The 17,278-nt window shown below is 65.2% G+C and carries 13 protein-coding genes and 1 other RNA gene; 7 read left to right on the top strand and 7 right to left on the bottom strand.

What is annotated here, in order from left to right:
• Window positions 1-60: 60 nt before the first annotated feature.
• Genes cmk through gyrA form a run of 7 tightly spaced genes read right to left on the bottom strand, consistent with a single transcriptional unit; the run spans window position 61 to window position 9,004 of the window.
• A complete protein-coding gene (gene cmk, locus HG262_RS10905) occupies window positions 61-753 on the bottom strand; it encodes a (d)CMP kinase (RefSeq protein WP_169271032.1) in 693 nt (230 codons plus the stop codon).
• A gap of 11 nt (window positions 754-764) precedes the next feature.
• On the bottom strand, window positions 765-2,087 hold the full coding sequence (aroA, locus tag HG262_RS10910) for a 3-phosphoshikimate 1-carboxyvinyltransferase (RefSeq protein ID WP_169271033.1): 1,323 nt from the start codon (window positions 2,085-2,087) through the stop codon (window positions 765-767).
• Window positions 2,088-2,092: 5 nt separating this feature from the next.
• Complete coding sequence (locus HG262_RS10915) at window positions 2,093-2,995, bottom strand: prephenate dehydrogenase/arogenate dehydrogenase family protein (RefSeq protein ID WP_169271034.1); 903 nt, start codon at window positions 2,993-2,995, stop codon at window positions 2,093-2,095.
• Window positions 2,992-4,113 (bottom strand): histidinol-phosphate transaminase, encoded by a 1,122-nt coding sequence (gene hisC, locus HG262_RS10920; RefSeq protein WP_169271035.1) that lies wholly within the window; start codon window positions 4,111-4,113, stop codon window positions 2,992-2,994. The genes HG262_RS10915 and hisC overlap by 4 nt, the downstream gene beginning before the upstream one ends.
• Window positions 4,114-4,126: 13 nt before the next feature.
• On the bottom strand, window positions 4,127-5,212 hold the full coding sequence (gene pheA / locus HG262_RS10925) for a prephenate dehydratase (protein WP_169271036.1): 1,086 nt from the start codon (window positions 5,210-5,212) through the stop codon (window positions 4,127-4,129).
• On the bottom strand, window positions 5,205-6,335 hold the full coding sequence (gene serC, locus HG262_RS10930; protein WP_169271037.1) for a 3-phosphoserine/phosphohydroxythreonine transaminase: 1,131 nt from the start codon (window positions 6,333-6,335) through the stop codon (window positions 5,205-5,207). Before serC ends, pheA begins: the two co-directional genes overlap by 8 nt.
• Window positions 6,335-9,004 carry a DNA gyrase subunit A gene (gene gyrA, locus HG262_RS10935; protein ID WP_169271038.1) on the bottom strand — a complete coding sequence of 890 codons (2,670 nt, stop codon included), beginning with the start codon at window positions 9,002-9,004 and terminating at the stop codon, window positions 6,335-6,337. The genes serC and gyrA overlap by 1 nt, the downstream gene beginning before the upstream one ends.
• Window positions 9,005-9,417: 413 nt before the next feature.
• On the opposite strand from gyrA, the gene ompA reads away from it, so the two are divergent.
• The 7 genes from ompA (at window position 9,418) to HG262_RS10970 (ending at window position 17,277) form a co-directional block, all read left to right on the top strand.
• Window positions 9,418-9,999, top strand: a complete 582-nt coding sequence (ompA, locus tag HG262_RS10940) for an outer membrane protein OmpA (protein WP_006225153.1) — start codon at window positions 9,418-9,420, stop codon at window positions 9,997-9,999.
• Window positions 10,000-10,145: 146 nt separating this feature from the next.
• The gene (gene ubiG / locus HG262_RS10945) at window positions 10,146-10,874 is read left to right on the top strand and encodes a bifunctional 2-polyprenyl-6-hydroxyphenol methylase/3-demethylubiquinol 3-O-methyltransferase UbiG (protein ID WP_169271039.1); all 729 of its coding nucleotides are present in this window, start codon (window positions 10,146-10,148) and stop codon (window positions 10,872-10,874) included.
• Window positions 10,871-11,545, top strand: coding sequence for an HAD-IA family hydrolase (locus HG262_RS10950; RefSeq protein ID WP_169271040.1), 675 nt, complete (start codon window positions 10,871-10,873; stop codon window positions 11,543-11,545). The genes ubiG and HG262_RS10950 overlap by 4 nt, the downstream gene beginning before the upstream one ends.
• Window positions 11,546-11,859: 314 nt before the next feature.
• The gene (locus HG262_RS10955; RefSeq protein WP_169271041.1) at window positions 11,860-13,035 is read left to right on the top strand and encodes an MFS transporter; all 1,176 of its coding nucleotides are present in this window, start codon (window positions 11,860-11,862) and stop codon (window positions 13,033-13,035) included.
• Between the two features lie 90 nt (window positions 13,036-13,125).
• Window positions 13,126-13,515: a transfer-messenger RNA gene (gene ssrA / locus HG262_RS10960) on the top strand.
• A 351-nt stretch (window positions 13,516-13,866) separates the two neighbouring features.
• Window positions 13,867-15,027, top strand: coding sequence for a UDP-N-acetylglucosamine 2-epimerase (non-hydrolyzing) (gene wecB / locus HG262_RS10965; RefSeq protein ID WP_169271042.1), 1,161 nt, complete (start codon window positions 13,867-13,869; stop codon window positions 15,025-15,027).
• A gap of 33 nt (window positions 15,028-15,060) precedes the next feature.
• The gene (locus tag HG262_RS10970; RefSeq protein WP_248293324.1) at window positions 15,061-17,277 is read left to right on the top strand and encodes a cellulose biosynthesis cyclic di-GMP-binding regulatory protein BcsB; all 2,217 of its coding nucleotides are present in this window, start codon (window positions 15,061-15,063) and stop codon (window positions 17,275-17,277) included.
• Window position 17,278: the final 1 nt, after the last annotated feature.

Consider the following 17,278-nt stretch of genomic DNA (forward strand, 5'->3'; position numbering starts at 1 on the left):
GTTCAGGAGCATCGCTTTCAGGCTCGGGTTTCAGACTTTCGCCTTTCAGACCTACGCCTTTCAGACTTTCGCCTGCGCTTGCTGCCAGAAATCCAGTATTGCCTGCACCGTCTCTGCAATCGTCAAATCAGACGAATCCAGCACGTGTGCATCTGCTGCAGGAGCCAACGGGGCAGTCGCCCGTTCGGTGTCGCGGGCGTCCCGCTCGCGCATGTCTCGCAGAAGGTCATCTAGATTAGCAGAAATTCCCTTTTCGATCAACTGCTTACGCCGCCTCTCCGCCCGGGCGACCACGTCGGCGACCAGGAACACCTTCAGGGACGCATCCGGGAACACCACCGTGCCCATGTCGCGGCCGTCCGCCACCAGGCCGGGGGGCACGCGAAAAGCCCGCTGGCGCTCAAGCAGCGCCCGGCGCACACCGGGGAACGCCGCCACGCGGGAGGCGAAATTGCCCACTTCCTCGCGGCGGATGTCGTGGCCGACATCGGCGCCTTCCAGGTATACATGGGGGCCATCGAAGCGCACGTCCAGCGTTTCGGCCACGCGAGCCACGCCCGCCTCGTCGTCAGCGGCGACGCCCTGCTTGATGGCGGCCAGCGCGGTCAGGCGGTACAACGCGCCGCTGTCCAGCACGTCCCAGCCCAAGGCTTTGGCGACGCGATGCGCCACGGTGCCCTTGCCCGAAGCGGTGGGACCGTCGATCGTAATGACGGCGGCCAGGGGAAAATCAGTTGAAGAAGTCAAAGTCATGGGTTTTTTCGCTAGGCCGATACCAGGCCCGCGTAGACATCAAAGTAACCCGGGAACGTCTTGCTGACACAACCCGGATCCAGGATTCGAACCGCTGCCGGGCCAAAAGCCGCCAGCGAAAAGCACATGGCCATGCGGTGGTCGTCCCAGGTGCCGATGTGCGCGTCGCGCCAGGCGTCCTGCGCCGGCGGGATGACGCGCAACCAATCCGGCCCCGATTCCACCTGGGCACCCAGCTTTTCCAGCTCGGTCTGCATGGCGTGGATGCGGTCGGTTTCCTTCACACGCCAGCTGCCGATGTTGCGCAGGCGGCACGGGCCGTCCGCGTACAGGGCCAGGGCCGCCGCCGTCATCGCCGCGTCGGGAATCAGGTTGAAATCGGTGTCGAATGCCTTCAGGCGTGCGCCGTCGGCCACCCGCACGCCGGTCACTTCGATCCAATCCGGGCCGTAGGCCACCTTGGCGCCCATGTGCGCCAGCGTGTCGGCGAAGGCGACGTCGCCCTGGATGCTGTCGGCGCCTACGCCGGTCACGCGCAAGGGACCGCCGCCGATCGCGCCCAGCGCCAGGAAATAAGATGCCGTGGAGGCATCGCCTTCCACCGCGATCCGGCCGGGACTGCGATAGCCGGCGCCGCCGTCGATCACGAAGCGGCTCCAGCCGTCGCGCCGCACCTGTACGCCGAAGCGCGCCATCAGGTTGAGCGTGATTTCGATGTAGGGCTTGGAGATCAGCTCGCCCACCACTTCGATGGTGACGGGCTTGCCGCTGCCGCCCGCCTGCAGGGGCGCGGCCAACAGCAAGGCGGTCAGGAACTGGCTGGACACCGACCCCTGCACGCGCGTCACGGCGTCCGCGGCGATCTCGCCTCGGCCGATATGCAGCGGCGGATAGCCCGGCTGGCCGAGGTAGTCGACCCGCGCGCCCAGCGCGTTCAAGGCGTCCGCCAGGTCGCCGATGGGCCGCTCGTGCATGCGCGGCACCCCGGACAAGCGGTAATCGCCCCCCATGAGGGCGAGGGCGGCGGTCAGGGGACGGATCGCGGTGCCGGCGTTGCCCATGAAGAGGTCGGCGCTTTCCACCGGGAATCGGCGCACGCCCTCGACGGTGACGCAGCCAGCCTCAAGGTCCGACACCTGCACGCCCAACTGGCGCAACGCGGCCAGCATGACGCGCGTATCGTCGGAATCCAACAGGCCGGTGATGACGGTCGTGCCCTCGGCAATCGCCGACAGCAGCAGCACGCGGTTGGAAATGCTCTTGGAACCCGGCAAGGCGATCACGCCCTGCGCTTGCCGCACGCGCGGCAGGTCCAGATAAGGCAAAGCGCCCATGTCAGCTACTCCTTGCGCCAGTTGCGGCGCGCCTCGGCCGCCGTCTCCAGCAGCGCCAGCAACACCGCATCGTCGCCATCGGCGATCGCGCGTTCGGCGCGATCCAGGACGGCGCGCACATCGGCAAGCTCGGCCAGCATCGCATCGCGATTGGATAGGAAGATATCGCGCCACATCTCCGGCGAGCCCGCCGCGATGCGCGTGAAATCACGAAAACCGCTGCCGGCCAGGTCCAGTCGTGTACGGGCGTCGGCAGCCGTGGCCACCTGTTCCATATAGACCGCCGACAGCAGGTGCGGAAGATGGCTGACCGAGGCCAGCAGCCGGTCGTGCGCTCCGGCGTCCATGTCGATCACGTTGGCACCGCAAGCCTGCCAGGCACGGCGCACCAGATCGGCCGACGCCGCGCTGTTTTCGGCAAGCGGCGTCAGGATGACGGTGCGCCCGCGGTACAGGCAGGGATCGGCGGCGTCCGGCCCGGTGCGCTCGGCGCCCGCGATCGGGTGCCCGGGTACAAAGCGCCCGATGCTGTCTCCCAGCGCCTCGCGCGCCGCCTCGACGACTTCTGCCTTGGTGCTGCCCGCATCGGTCAACACCGTGGCGGCGCCCAGATGCGGCAACATCCGCGCCAGCACGTTCTTCAGGCCGCCGACGGGCGTGGACAGCAGGATCAGGTCAGCGCGAGCCGCCGCGCCTTCGGCGCTGACGGCCTCGTCGATCAAGCCCAGCTCGACCGCGCGTGCAAGCGACGACGCATTGCGCCCCACGCCCAGCACCCGGCCCACCTGCCCCGCCTGACGCAAAGCCGCCGCGAAAGACCCTCCGATCAGGCCTACGCCCACGACGGCCAATACAGGAATCAGGGGGCCAGCGGCCCCCTGATCGGTAGAAGGTAACGCGTCGTTCATGCGGACAGAATGGCGGTCAGGGCGTCGATGAAACGTGCGTTCTCTTGCGGCAGGCCGATGGACACGCGCAGCCATTCGGGCAGGCCGTCACCGGCCACCGGACGCACGATCACGCCCCGCTTGAGCAGTTCCAGGTTGATGCGCGGCGCATCGCCCACATGCACCAGCACGAAATTGCCGTAGCTGGGCACGTAGCGCAGCTTCAGGCGGTCGAACGCCTCGCACAATTGCGCCTTGCCCGATTTGTTCGAGGCATACGCCTCTTCCAGGTAGGCGGCGTCGCCCAGCGCGGCGATCGCCGCGGCCTGGGCGAGCGTGTTCACGTTGAACGGTTGGCGCACGCGGTTCAGCAGGTCGGTCAACGGCGGCTGCGCCACCGAGAAACCCACGCGCAGGCCCGCCAGGCCATAGGCTTTGGAGAACGTGCGCGAGATGATCAGGTTCGGGAAACGGCGGGCCAGCGCGGTGCTGTCGAAGCGGTGTTCCGGATCCAGGTACTCGTTGTAGGCCTCGTCCAGCACCACGGTGACGCGGTCGCCGTGAGCGGCCTGGACGCGTTCCAGGAACGAGGCGACCTTGTCGCCCGGCACGAAGGTGCCGGTCGGATTGTTGGGATTGGCGATGAACAGCAGGCGCGTGTCGTCGGCAATCGCATCGAACATCGCATCCAGGTCATGGCCGTAATCTTGCGCCGGCACTACGATGTGGCGTGCGCCGCGCGCTTGCGTGGCCAGGCGGTACACCGCGAACGAGTGCTGCGCATACACCGCCGACGCGCCCGGCTCGAGCAGGGCCAGCGCGGCGATTTCCAGGATGTCGTTCGAACCGTTGCCCAGCGTGATCCAGCTCATCGGCACGCCATAGCGTTCCGCCAGCGCCGCTTTCAGGTCGAAACCGTTGGGATCGGGATAGCGGGCCAGCGACTCGGCCGCGGCCAGCATGGCTGTGCGCGCCGACTTCGGCATGCCCAGCGGGTTTTCGTTGGATGCCAGCTTGACGATACCGGCCGGATCCAGCCCGAACTCGCGGGCCAGTTCTTCAATGGGCTTGCCCGCCTGGTAAGGCGCGATGGCGCTGACGTGCGCGGGAGCAACGAGGGGCTTGGATGCGGTGGTCATGGTGTGTGGGGGCTCACGGCGCCGGGTAGGAACCCAGCACTTTCAGGTAGGCGACCTGCGCCTGCAAGGCGGCAAGGGCGCGCTCGACGTTCGGGTCATTGCGGTGACCCAGGACGTCAACGTAGAAATAGTATTCCCATTGGCCGGTGCGCGCGGGGCGCGACTCGAAGCGCGTCATGGACACGCCATTGGCCGCCAGCGGGGCCAGCATTTCATAAACGGCGCCCGCGCGGTTCGGCACGGCCAGGATCAGGCTGGTCTTGTCCTTGCCGCTGACCAACGGCTGGATGTTGCCGATGGCCAGGAAGCGGGTGCGGTTGTGCGGATCGTCCTGGATGCCGGCCGCGACGACCTGCAGGTTCCAGGCGGGCGCGGCCACTTCGCCGGCGATCGCCGCGATGGCCGGATCGCCCGCTGCCGCCCGCGCCGCCTCGGAATTGCTGGAGGCAGCCACGCGTTCAAGGTCGGGATAGTTGCGCGTCAGCCAGCCCTGGCACTGGGCCAATGCCTGCGGATGCGCGGAAATGGCCTTGATGCCGTCCATGCCTCCCGATTGGGTCATCAAGCAATGGCGAATCACCAGCGAGCGTTCACCCAGGATCGTCAGCGGGGTATTGAGCAATAAGTCCAGGCTGCGATTGACGGCGCCTTCGGTGGAGTTCTCCACCGGCACCATACCCACGTCCGCCTGGCCGCCTTCGACCGCACGAAAGACCTCGTCGAACGAGGCGCACGGCAGCTTCTGCACGGCGTGGCCGAAATGCTCCAGCGCGGCCTGCTCGGAAAACGAGCCCTGCGGCCCCAGGTACGCCACGGTCATGCCGCGTTCCAGGCCGCGGCAGGCCGAGATGATCTCGGTCCAGACCGACGCCACGCCCGCGTTCGGGAACGGGCCGGGATTGAGCTGCTGCAAGCGGCGGATGACTTCGGCTTCGCGTTCGGGGCGCAACACGGGGCCGTCGGCTTGCGCCGCATGCTTGGCCTCGCCCACTTCCAACGCGGCGCGGGCGCGCTGCGACAGCAGGTCGAGGATCTGCGCGTCCAACGCATCGATGCGTTCTCGCAAGGGACGCAGCTTGCGCTGCAGGTCTTCATCCATAGCGGCGCTCGAATTCCTTCAGGTACTCGACCAGCGCCGACACCCCGGCAAGAGGCACGGCGTTGTAGATGGAGGCGCGCATGCCGCCCACGCTCTTGTGGCCCTTCAATTGCGTCAGGCCAGCTGCATCGGCGCCTTGCAGGAAGGCGTCGTTGAGGGATTCGTCGCGCAGCACGAACGGCACGTTCATGCGCGAACGTACGGGCGCGTGGATGGGATTGCGGTAGAAATTGGTGCTGTCCAGATAGCCGTACAGCAGGTCGGCCTTGGCCTGGTTGGCCGCGTCCATGCCTGCGACGCCGCCATTGGCCTTGACCCACTTGAACACCAGGCCCGCGACGTAGATCGCGAACGTTGGCGGCGTGTTGTAGCGCGAATGCTCAGCCGCGACGTTGGCGTAATCGAAGGCCGACGGGCAGATCGGCAAGGCATGGCCAATCAGGTCGCGGCGGGCGATGACCATGGTCACGCCTGCCGGTCCCGCGTTCTTCTGCGCGCCGGCATACATCATGCCGCAGCGCGTCACGTCCATGGGACGCGACAGGAAATGCGAGGACGCGTCGACGACCAGCGGCACGTCGGGTGCGCCCAGCGCGGCGGTGTCGGGCCAGTCCATGAACTCGACGCCGCCGATGGTTTCGTTGCTGCACAGGTGCAGGTAGGCCGATTCCTTGCGTACATTCCAGGTGTCGACCGGCGGCACCCAGGTCAGTGGCCCCTGCTCGCGACCATCCAGCTGGATGGCCTGCTCGCTGCTTGCCGCGACATGGGTGCTGCCATAGCGCCCGGCTTCCTTGTACGAACGCTTGGACCAGTGGCCCGTCACGACGAAGTCGGCGGCCGGCGTGCCGCGGCGCCCCATGAGATTCATGGGAACGATGGCGTTTTCCCCGGAACCCCCGCCTTGCATGAACATGACGGCGTAGTCGGCGGGCAAGCCCAGCAGATCACGCAGATCCGATTCTGCTTCGTCGCAGATCTGCACGAAATGCTTGCCGCGATGGCTCATTTCCATCACGGACATGCCGCTTCCGTGCCAATCCAGCATCTCAGCTGCTGCTTGCTGCAATACCACCTCGGGCAAGGCCGAAGGGCCTGCCGAGAAGTTCCAGGGGCGGGCCATTATTGCTCCGTAGGTTCCGTCGAATCCGTCGCTTGCGCGTTACCGTTGCTGTCGTCGCCGCCTTCGTCCTGGCCCTCTTCGCCCAGGTCGCCGTCGTCGTCCGCATCGCTTTCCACGACACGGCGTACGCCGGACAGCGTGCTGCCGTCATCAACGTTGATCAGCGTAACGCCTTGGGTTGCGCGGCCCATTTCGCGGATTTCCGCGACACGGGTGCGCACCAGCACGCCGCCAGTGGTGATCAGCATGATCTCGTCGGTCGGATTGACCAGCACCGCGCCCACGACCTTGCCGTTGCGCGAACTGGTCTGGATCGCGATCATGCCCTTCGTGCCACGGCCATGGCGCGTGTACTCGCCGATCGGGGTGCGCTTGCCGTAACCGTTTTCGGTAGCGGTCAGCACGGTCTGCGTTTCGTCGCCGGCAACCAGCAGCGCGATGACGGTCTGCGTTTCCTCGAGCATCATGCCGCGCACGCCGCGGGCGTTGCGGCCCATCGGACGCACGTCGTTTTCGTCGAAGCGGACTGCCTTGCCGGAATCCGAGAACAGCATGACGTCGTGCTTGCCGTCGGTCAGGTCGGCGCCGATCAGGTAGTCGCCATCGTCAAGGTCGACGGCGATGATGCCGGCCTTGCGCGGGTTGGAGAAGTCGGACAGCGGGGTCTTCTTGACCGTGCCGCGCGTCGTCGCCATGAAGACGTAATGGTCTTCGCTGAATTCCTTGACCGGCAGCACCACCGTGATCTTCTCGCCGTCAGCCAGCGGGAACATGTTGACGATGGGCTTGCCGCGCGAGTTGCGCGTGCCTTGGGGCACTTCCCAGACCTTCAGCCAGTACACGCGGCCGCGGTTCGAGAAGCACAGCAGGAAGTCGTGCGTGTTGGCGATGAACAACTGGTCGATCCAGTCGTTTTCCTTCATCGCCGTCGCCTGCTTGCCGCGTCCGCCACGCTTTTGCGAGCGGTATTCGGACAAGGGCTGGCTCTTGATGTAGCCACCGTGCGACAGGGTCACGACCATGTCGGTGGGCGTGATCAGGTCTTCGGTATCGAGCTCGGTCGCATTCATCTCGATTTCCGAACGGCGCGAGTCCTTCACACCGGTCGAGAACTCGGCCTTGATGGCTTGCAGTTCGTCGGAGATGATCGTCGTGATGCGCTCGGGGCGGGCCAGGATGTCGAGCAGGTCAGCGATGGTGGACATGATGTCCTTGTATTCGCCGACAATCTTGTCCTGCTCCAGCCCGGTCAGGCGTTGCAGGCGCATGTTCAGGATTTCCTGGGCCTGCGTGTCGCTCAGGCGGTACATGCCGTCGCCCTGAAGGCCGAACTCGGCATCCAGGTCGTCCGGACGGAAAGCCGAACGGCCTCCCGGCGTATCGCCGTCGGCGCGCGACAGCATTTCGCGCACCAGCGACGAATCCCACGACTTGGCCATCAATTCCTGGCGGGCGACGGGAGGCGTCGGCGCCGCCTTGATGATCGTGATGAAGTCGTCGATGTTGGCCAGTGCGACGGCCAGGCCTTCCAGCACATGGCCGCGTTCGCGGGCCTTGCGTAGCTGGAACACCGTGCGGCGCGTGACCACTTCGCGGCGATGCTGCAGGAAATAGTCGATCATCTGCTTCAGGTTGAGCAGGCGGGGCTGGCCGTCGACCAGCGCCACCAGGTTCATCCCGAAGGTGTCTTGCAGCTGCGTGTTCTTGTACAGGTTGTTCAGCACAACCTCGGGCACCTCGCCGCGCTTGAGCTCGATGACCAGGCGCATGCCGTCCTTGTCGGACTCGTCGCGAATATCGGAGATGCCTTCGATCTTCTTGTCGTTGACGAGTTCGGCGATACGTTCCTGCAGCGTCTTCTTGTTGACCTGGTAGGGAATCGCGTCGATCACGATCGCCTGGCGATTGCCCTTCTCCATGTCTTCGAAGTGCGTCTTGGCGCGCATGATGACGCGGCCGCGACCGGTGCGATAGCCTTCGCGCACGCCGGACATGCCGTAGATGATGCCGCCCGTGGGGAAATCAGGCGCCGGGATGAGCTCGATGAGCTCATCGACCGTGCAGGCCGGATTGCGCAGGCAGTACAGGCAGCCGTCGACCACTTCCTGGAGGTTGTGTGGCGGAATGTTGGTGGCCATGCCCACCGCGATGCCCGAGCTGCCATTGACCAGCAGGTTGGGCAGGCGCGACGGCAACAGCAGCGGTTCTTGCTCGCTGCCATCGTAGTTGGGGCCAAAGTCCACCGTTTCCTGGTCGATGTCGGCCAGCAATTCGTGGGCGATCTTGGCCAGGCGGATTTCGGTATAGCGCATCGCCGCGGCGTTATCGCCGTCGATCGAGCCGAAGTTGCCCTGGCCGTCGACCAGCATGTAGCGCATGGAAAAATCCTGCGCCATGCGGACGATGGTGTCGTAGACGGATTGGTCGCCGTGGGGGTGGTACTTACCGATGACGTCCCCGACGATACGCGCCGACTTCTTGTAGGCGCGGTTCCAATCGTTATTCAGTTCATGCATCGCGTAGAGCACGCGCCGGTGGACGGGTTTCAGCCCGTCCCGCACATCCGGTAGCGCCCGCCCAACGATCACGCTCATCGCGTAATCGAGGTAACTGCGGCGCATCTCTTCTTCCAGCGAAACCGGAAGCGTCTCCTTGGCAAAGGAATCCATATATATAACGACAGAATCGTGTAAGGAGGAACCCGGGCCGGGTAAACAGGAAATTCTATCATCCGATTCCGATCCCTTGGGCGGGGCCGCGGGAAGTGGCCGGTGAGCGGCCTTTTGGGAGTCGCCGCCGGAATGCCGCGGCCGACCGTCGGGCCGCGCCCAATCGCCCTGTTGTCAAAAACCAACATGGAAAACCGATGGAGCGCCGAAAACGTCGTATCCAGCGTTAATGCGCCTGTCCAGGGAAGCCAAAGCCCCCCAAATGCCTTAAGATTGTTTCCAGCACGCAGGAAACCCAGTAGCTAATCCTTTGAACCAGCTCTTGGCGTTGCTATACTGGCCCCGTTTTCCTGATATGCGGCGGGGGTTCGCTGCGAGTCACTTATCCAGCTTCAAGCTCAACGAGGAGAAACATGAACAAACCCTCCAAATTCGCTCTGGCGCTCGCCTTCGCCGCCGTCACGGCCTCTGGTGTAGCTTCCGCGCAAACCGTGGACAACTGGCGCAACCCGTTCGGTAACGTTTGGAAAAACGGTACGAACGAACTGTGCTGGCGCGATGCTTTCTGGACCCCTGCCACCGGTATCCCCGGTTGCGACGGTGTCCCGGTTGCACAACAGAAGGCGAAGCCGGCCCCGATGGCGGCAAAGGTCGTGTTCAATGCTGACACGTTCTTCGACTTCGACAAGTCGACCCTGAAGCCCGAAGGCCGTCAGCTGCTGGATCAAGTCGCCCAGCAAGCTCGCGGTATCGAGCTGGAAACCATCATTGCTGTTGGCCACACCGACTCCATCGGTACTGACGCCTACAACCAGAAGCTGTCCGAGCGCCGCGCCGCTTCGGTCAAGACCTACCTGGTCAGCAAGGGTATCGACCCCAACCGTATCTACACGGAAGGCAAGGGCGAGTCGAACCCGATCGCTTCCAACAAGACGAAAGAGGGCCGCGCCCAAAACCGTCGCGTTGAAATCGAAATCGTGGGTAGCCGCAAGTAATTGCCGGACTAGCTACAATAAAGGGCCTCGCATAGCGAGGCCCTTTTTTTCGTCCATCTTGCACCAACACAGTGCAATGGCGTGTTTCCTCCCCGCCTTAGCGCGACGGACCTCTATATATAGTGTCGCTTTTCGCTGGACCGCTCATGACCACGCAAATTCACGACTCCGCCCGCCCCACCGTCAACGCCGACCAGGCCGAACTGGACAAGTTCAGCGCCCTGGCCAGCCGCTGGTGGGACCCTGAAAGCGAGTTCAAACCGCTGCACGCCATCAATCCGCTGCGGCTGGAATGGATTCAGGAGTGCGCCGGCAGCCTCGCCGGCAAGAAAGTGCTGGATGTGGGTTGCGGCGGCGGCATCCTGTCGGAAGCGATGGCTCGGGGTGGCGCGGACGTCACCGGCATCGATCTGGCCGACAAGTCGCTGAAGGTCGCCCGCCTGCACGGCCTGGAGTCGGGCGTGAAGGTCGAATACCGCAAAGTGCCGGTGGAAGAATTGGCGACGGAGCAGCCCGGCCAGTACGACGTGGTCACCTGCATGGAAATGCTGGAGCACGTGCCGGACCCGGCATCCATCGTCCGGGCCTGCTCGACGCTGGTTAAACCGGGCGGCTGGGTGTTCTTTTCGACGCTGAACCGCAATGCCAAGGCGTTCCTGTTCGCCATCGTCGGCGCCGAATACGTCCTGCGCCTGCTGCCGCGCGGCACCCATAGCTATGACCAGTTCATCAAGCCCAGCGAACTGTCGGCGGCGGCCCGCGCCGCGAGCCTGGAGCCGGTCAGCATGCGCGGCATGGAATACAACCCGATCACTCAGATCTATACGCTGTCGGCCGACACCTCGGTCAACTACCTGATGGCTACCCGTAAATGAGCGCCCTGATCCTGTTCGACTTCGACGGCACCCTGGCCGACACCGCCCCCGACCTGGCCGCTGCCGCCAACCGGCAGCGCACCCGCCGAGGGCTGGAACCCCTGCCCTACGAGGCACTGCGCCCGGTCGCGTCGCAAGGCGCCCGCGGCCTGTTGCGCGTGGCGCTGGACCTGAAGGCCGGCGACCCGGACTACGAGCCGACGCGTTTGCAGTTCCTGGAAGACTACGCGGGCAGTTCGACCGTGCACAGCAAGCTATTCCCCGGCATCGAAGCGCTGCTGGCCGACATCCGCCGTCGCGGCCTGTCGTGGGGCATCGTCACCAACAAGGTGACCTACCTGACCCTGCCGATCGTCGAATTCCTGGACCTGACGCGCGACAGCGCCGTGCTGGTCTGCGGCGACACGACGGCCCACGCCAAACCGCATCCGCTGCCATTGCAGCACGCTGCGCGCGAAGCGGGCTTCGCCGTGGACCGGTGCGTGTATGTCGGCGACGACCTGCGCGACATCCAGGCCGCGCACGCGGCGGGCATGCCTGCCGTGGCGGCCGCTTACGGTTATGTGGGTGAAGAAGACAACATCAGCACCTGGGAGGCCGAAACCTGCGCGAATACCCCGGCCGAACTCTGGTCCGCGATTCAGCCGCTGCTGCCCAGCGACTTGCGCTGAGCGGGGTTTCCTACCGTTGTTCGCGCGAATTAGTTGACCTGCCCGAACAATTTATCCGAAACCCGGCCCTTTATCCGGATTCCAAAGTCCCTTAAAGTGTCACTCATGCAAGGCATTCGGGTGCCTCCCGATTGCCATTCCGGCTGACGCCGGGGTTGCGGCAGTTCCCATCCGCAACCAGAACTATCGCGCCGACGGCATTCTGCCGCCGCGCAGCGCCCGGCCAAGTGCCGCCGCGCCCCTTAGACCTTTCAATACGCCCATAACGCCCTGCCCCGCGCGCCGCCTGACGGCATCGCGCCAGAGGAATGCCTATGCTTTTGCCTATCCTGCTACTTTCCGCCGCCGGCTTCACCATCCTGACCACCGAGTTCCTGATCGTCGGCCTGCTGCCGGGGCTGGCCCGCGACCTTAACGTCACGGTGTCCCAGGCCGGTTTGCTGGTTTCACTGTTCGCCTTCACGGTGGCCGCCACCGGCCCCCTGCTGACCGCGCTGATGGCCAACGTCGAACGCAAGCGCCTGTTCATCGGCGTGCTGGTGCTGTTCGGCCTGTCCAACGCCGTGGCGGCGATGGCCCCGAATATCTGGGTCATGGCGGTGGCCCGCTTCGTGCCCGCCCTGGCACTGCCCGTGTTCTGGTCCCTGGCAAGCGCCACCGCCGTGGAGCTGGTCGGACCCGCGCGCGCCGGCCGCGCCATCTCGATGGTGGCGTTCGGCATCGTGGCGGCTACCGTGTTCGGCATCCCGATCGGCGTGCTGATCTCAGACGCTTTCGGCTGGCGCGCCGCCTTCTGGGTGTTGTCAGGCGTCGCCTTCGCCAAAGCGCTGCTCCTGCTGCTGGCCTTCCCCAGCACCCGCATCCGCGCCGACAGCGTCAAACTCGTCACGCAGCTGCGCATCTTGCGCAACCCGATCGTGCTGGGCCACGTGGTGCTGTCGCTGCTGGTGTTCACCGGCATGTTCACGGCCTACACCTACCTGGCTGACATGCTGGAGCGGCTGGCCGGTTTCAACGGGCAGATTGTCGGCTGGACCATGATGGCCTTCGGCGGCGTGGGCCTCATCGGCAACACGCTGGGCGGCCGCATGGTGGACCGCAGCCCGCTGGGCGCGACCGCGCTGTTCTCGTCGATGATGGCCGCGGGCCTGGCGTTCGTGGCGCCCGTGATGCAATCGCACGGCCTGCTGGCCGTGGCGCTGGGCATCTGGGGTATCGCGCAGGCCGCGCTGTTTATCGTGTGCCATGTGCGCCTGATGAAAGCCGCGCCCGAAGCGCCGGCCTTCGCGGCCTCCTTGAACATCTCGGGCGCCAATATCGGCATCGGATTGGGTGCGGTGGTCGGCGGTCACGTGATCGACCATTACGGCCTGGCGTCGCTGGGGTGGGCCGCGTCGGTCATCGTGGCGGTTTCGGTCGCCCTGGCCTTCGCGTTGATGGCCGCGTCGCGTCCGCGCCAGGCGAAAACCGCCTGCGCCAACGCGGCCTGACCACACTTGTGTCCCCCGCGCCACGCCGCGCGCGGGCGGGCGCGGACACTGCAGCAGGCTATTGCGTTTACCAGTACAATAGAAGTTCTTGGGGCCGATCCGGATTCGACGTGGGTCGCGAAACAACTCAGGGCATGCCGAGCACCAGTTCGCTCGTTAAACCACTGGAAACACTACAAACGCCAACGACGAGCGTTTCGCTCTCGCCGCTTAAGCGGTGAGCCGCTGCACTGATCTGTCCTTGGGTCAGGTGGAGGAAGGTAACTTCCTAGGGGGGCAACCCTCGAACCACAGCAGCGACATTCACAAGGAATCGGTCTGCGCTGGGGTCACACGGCTCAGATTTAAATTACGTGAATCGCTTTGGTCCGGCCTGTCGGTTGGCTAAGTCCAAAGTTAAAACTAAATAAATCGACTACGCATGTAGAACTGATTGCAGAGGGCTTGCGGACGGGGGTTCAATTCCCCCCGGCTCCACCAAAATTCCGCTTTATTGCGCAGTGCTTAGCAAAATGGCCAACTCTTCGAGTTGGCCATTTTTTTTTGTGTTCGTGACGGCGCGCTCGCACCGTATCAACTGCTCACTATTGCCCTTGCATTCCTAGACGCGGCAAGGCGCTTCCGCCAGCGGGACGTGGCGGGTCGTCGTCACGCCAGGTTGGCCAAGTCACTTGCGAGGTCTGCTGCGACACCTGGACAGGCGACCAATCTTTTACCGGATGTGTCCCCTAACTTAGTTAGGATCGAAATAATCCGTCACATATTACCAATACTTTCAAGACATAATAAACGCAAGGAAATGCCACCACCGTCCGTGAGGTCATTCTTGCGATGAAAGTCCTTTCCATATTCGGCACGCGCCCCGAAGCCATCAAGATGGCGCCGCTGGTCACCGCGCTTGTGCAGGAGTCGCAGATCCAGAGCGTGGTTTGCGTGACCGGTCAGCACCGGGAAATGCTGGATCAGGTTTTGGCGCTGTTCGAGCTGCGTGCCCAGCACGACCTGGACATCATGGTGCCCAATCAAACCCTGAACGGCATGTATGCGCGGTTGATCAGCCGCGTGGACAGCGTGTTGGAGACGGAACAGCCCGATTGCGTCCTGGTGCACGGCGACACCAGCACCGCGTCGGCCTGCGCATTGGCGTCGTTCCACCGCCGTATCCGCATCGGCCATGTCGAGGCCGGCTTGCGCACCGGCGACCTGTCCATGCCGTTTCCCGAAGAAATGAACCGCCGTGTCGTGGATGCGGTCGGCGACTGGCTGTTCGCGCCCACGGGGGAGTCGCGCGGCAATCTGCTGCGCGAGAATCTGGCGGGGCACATTACCGTCACCGGTAACACCGTGATCGACGCGCTGGCGATGACCTGCGCCAAACTCGACCCGCACGGCCCGCTGGCCCGCCAATTGGAGGCGCGCCATGACTGGCTGGATCCGTCCCGGCGCCTGCTGCTGGTGACCGGCCATCGGCGCGAGAGCTTTGGCGGCGGTTTCAAGAATATCTGCGCGGCGCTGGCCGAACTGGGCCGGCGCAAGGACCTGCAGATCGTCTATCCCGTGCACCTGAACCCGCAGGTCCGCAATGTGGTGATGACGGAGTTGGCCGGCCTGCCGCATATCCACCTGATCGATCCCCTGGATTACTTGGACTTCGTCTGGTTCATGCAGCGGTCGTACTTGATCCTGACCGATTCCGGCGGGGTTCAGGAAGAAGCCCCTCACCTGGGCAAGCCGGTACTGGTGATGCGCGACGTGACCGAGCGCCCCGAGGCCGTGCAGGCGGGAACGGTAGCGCTGGTCGGCACCGACACGCGTCGCATCGTGGCCGAAGTGACCCGCCTGCTGGACGACCCCACCCTTCATGCGTCTTTCTCGCGACGCATCAACCCCTATGGAGACGGCCTAGCCAGCCAACGCATCGTGGACGCTTTATGCGGACGCGCCGTATCGGAGTTCGATCCCTACGGAACCGCGGCCGCCCCTGCCGCCTGACGCCCCGCACCGTATTCCCTGCCCGGAGCCCCCATGCACCAGCCTGCCCTTACCGCCCCTGTGACCCGCACGCTTTGCCGCGCCCTGATGGCCGCCGGCATGCTGCTTCCCCTGGCCGTAATGGCCAGCCCCGCCGGCGACGCCTTGCGGCACTTGCAAAGCGATGACTGGGTGACGCGCAACACCACGCTGCAAGACCTGGGCATCACGGAGCCGGTCGTCCTGAGCAACAGCGACGCGCGGCACGACTTCTATCTGCCCGTGCCGCGCGGCGTGCCCATTTCAGACGCGACCCTGAACTTCGACGCGAAATACACCAAGGGCGAGCCGGGACGCACGAGCATGGTGCTGTGGGTGGACGGCGTACCGCAAACCGCGCAGCGAATCGCCGACGGCGACGGGTCCGTGACCCGCAACCTGTCCGTGGAACACCGCAGCCGCGAAACCGGTTTCCTGAGGCTGGGCGTGGACTGGCAATCGGAGATCGCGCTGCGCCATTGCGAAAGCAATCGCGCCACCGCCAATGCGCTGACGATATCGCCGCAGACCCGCTTGAGCTACCGCTATGACGCGTCGGCCATCGGCAACCTCGATGACGCCTGGGGTACGCTGCCCGGCAAACCCGTCCTGATGGTGGCCAGCGAAAAGCTGGACGCGCAAGCCTTCGACAGCGCCTGGCGCATCGGCGTGGCGATGGAGCGCGCGGGCAAGCGCGTGGCGGTCAAGGCGTTCCCCTCGGTGGGCGACGAGGTCGACACGCGCGGCCTGCAGGCGCCGGCCGGCCTGGGGCAGATCCCCGCGTTCGCCGCCGTGGCGGACAATGCGAAGCACAAGCTGGCCAGCCCCGCCGAAATCGGCGCATTGCTGGTCTTGGGCGCCCCGGCCGTCAGCGGTGACGTGGTCATCGTCGACGCCTCGCTGCGGGCGCGCTACAACGAGGCGCTGGATGCTTTGCAAGCGCAATTGGCCTCGGACGCCGACGCCGCCGACGCATTCAAGGCCTGGCGACAGCAGCGCATGCCGCTGGCCGGCGCGGACCTGCCCGCGAAGGATATCCGGCTGCTGTCACTGGGACGCCAAGCCGTGATCGCGGTGGCCGCCGACGCCGGCGCCCAGGGCGCGGGCGCTTTCGACGCGGCATGGCGGCGCATCCTGGTCACCCGCCAGGTCAATGTGAAGACCGCCACGCCGCCCCAGACCTTCGCGGACGGCGGCCTGCGCCTGACGACGCTGGGCGGATCCCCGGACAGTTTCGACGTGGTCGCCCGCGGCGACTGGAACGCGACGTTCCCGCTGGCATCGGTGTCCACGGACGGCCAGATGCCGGATGAACTGGTCATGGACCTGGCCGCGGCGCCCGGTGCGTCGACGACGCGCCCGGTGGCGTCGGTCTTTTGGAACGGCATCCTGCTGGCCGCCAAGCAGCTGGACGCCGACGGCAGGCCCGAGCGCCTGACCGCGCGCGTGCCGGGCTATGCGCTGGGCGTCACCAATGCCGTGCGCGTCACGTTCCAGCGCCAACCGGTATCGGTGGACTGCAACGAGATCCCCCAGGGCTACCCCGTGAACGTGCTGCCGACCAGCTATGTGAAGCCGGGCAAGGCGCAGCCCGACGGCACGTTCGCGGGACTGCTGCCGCTCTTGGCCGGCAGCCCGCAATTGATCATCCCAGACAGCTATCTGGCCAATGCGCCCGACAACATCAAGCGTGTGATCGGTATCGCATCTGCCAGCGGCGTGTCCGCGACGCGCGCGGAACTGACCGTGGCGACCGCGGGCCAGGCGGTCAAGCCCGCCCGGCCATTCCTGGCGATGGAAGTCACGGTGGACGGGGCCCAGCCCATGGTCCAGGTGACCGACCGCAAGCAATTGAAGGTGGATGGCAAGAACGCGACCTGGCTGGACATTTCCGGCCTGGATCACTTGAGCACTGCGGAAGTCGTCCGTGGCGGCGGCCAGGACGGCTTGCTGTGGCATACGCTGGGCGAGCATCCGGGCATGCTCGATGCGCCGTTCGTGCTGAACCGCGGCAACGTCGCCATCATCGGCGCGACGGGGCCGGTAGCCTGGATCGATAGCGCCAACCCCGACGCCAGCCACCCGCCCGGCGCAGGCGAAAGCGCCTTCTTCGAATGGCGCCGCTATATCTCGTGGAGCGTGCCCGCCATCAGCATCAGCATGCTGATCCTGATCCTGATCCTGATCGTCGCCCTGCGCGTGAACCGCAGGAAGAACAAGGAAAACAAGTAAC

This window comes from Achromobacter sp. Bel, assembly GCF_012928505.1.
Classification (GTDB): domain Bacteria; phylum Pseudomonadota; class Gammaproteobacteria; order Burkholderiales; family Burkholderiaceae_B; genus Achromobacter.

Excerpts from the sequence above, each read along its gene's own strand:
- cmk (WP_169271032.1), bottom strand. The coding sequence starts at position 753 with ATGACTTTGACTTCTTCAACTGATTTTCCCCTGGCCGCCGTCATTACG.
- aroA (WP_169271033.1), bottom strand. The coding sequence starts at position 2,087 with ATGGGCGCTTTGCCTTATCTGGACCTGCCGCGCGTGCGGCAAGCGCAG.
- HG262_RS10915 (WP_169271034.1), bottom strand. The coding sequence starts at position 2,995 with ATGAACGACGCGTTACCTTCTACCGATCAGGGGGCCGCTGGCCCCCTG.
- hisC (WP_169271035.1), bottom strand. The coding sequence starts at position 4,113 with ATGACCACCGCATCCAAGCCCCTCGTTGCTCCCGCGCACGTCAGCGCC.
- pheA (WP_169271036.1), bottom strand. The coding sequence starts at position 5,212 with ATGGATGAAGACCTGCAGCGCAAGCTGCGTCCCTTGCGAGAACGCATC.
- serC (WP_169271037.1), bottom strand. The coding sequence starts at position 6,335 with ATGGCCCGCCCCTGGAACTTCTCGGCAGGCCCTTCGGCCTTGCCCGAG.
- gyrA (WP_169271038.1), bottom strand. The coding sequence starts at position 9,004 with ATGGATTCCTTTGCCAAGGAGACGCTTCCGGTTTCGCTGGAAGAAGAG.
- ompA (WP_006225153.1), top strand. The coding sequence starts at position 9,418 with ATGAACAAACCCTCCAAATTCGCTCTGGCGCTCGCCTTCGCCGCCGTC.
- ubiG (WP_169271039.1), top strand. The coding sequence starts at position 10,146 with ATGACCACGCAAATTCACGACTCCGCCCGCCCCACCGTCAACGCCGAC.
- HG262_RS10950 (WP_169271040.1), top strand. The coding sequence starts at position 10,871 with ATGAGCGCCCTGATCCTGTTCGACTTCGACGGCACCCTGGCCGACACC.
- HG262_RS10955 (WP_169271041.1), top strand. The coding sequence starts at position 11,860 with ATGCTTTTGCCTATCCTGCTACTTTCCGCCGCCGGCTTCACCATCCTG.
- wecB (WP_169271042.1), top strand. The coding sequence starts at position 13,867 with ATGAAAGTCCTTTCCATATTCGGCACGCGCCCCGAAGCCATCAAGATG.
- HG262_RS10970 (WP_248293324.1), top strand. The coding sequence starts at position 15,061 with ATGCACCAGCCTGCCCTTACCGCCCCTGTGACCCGCACGCTTTGCCGC.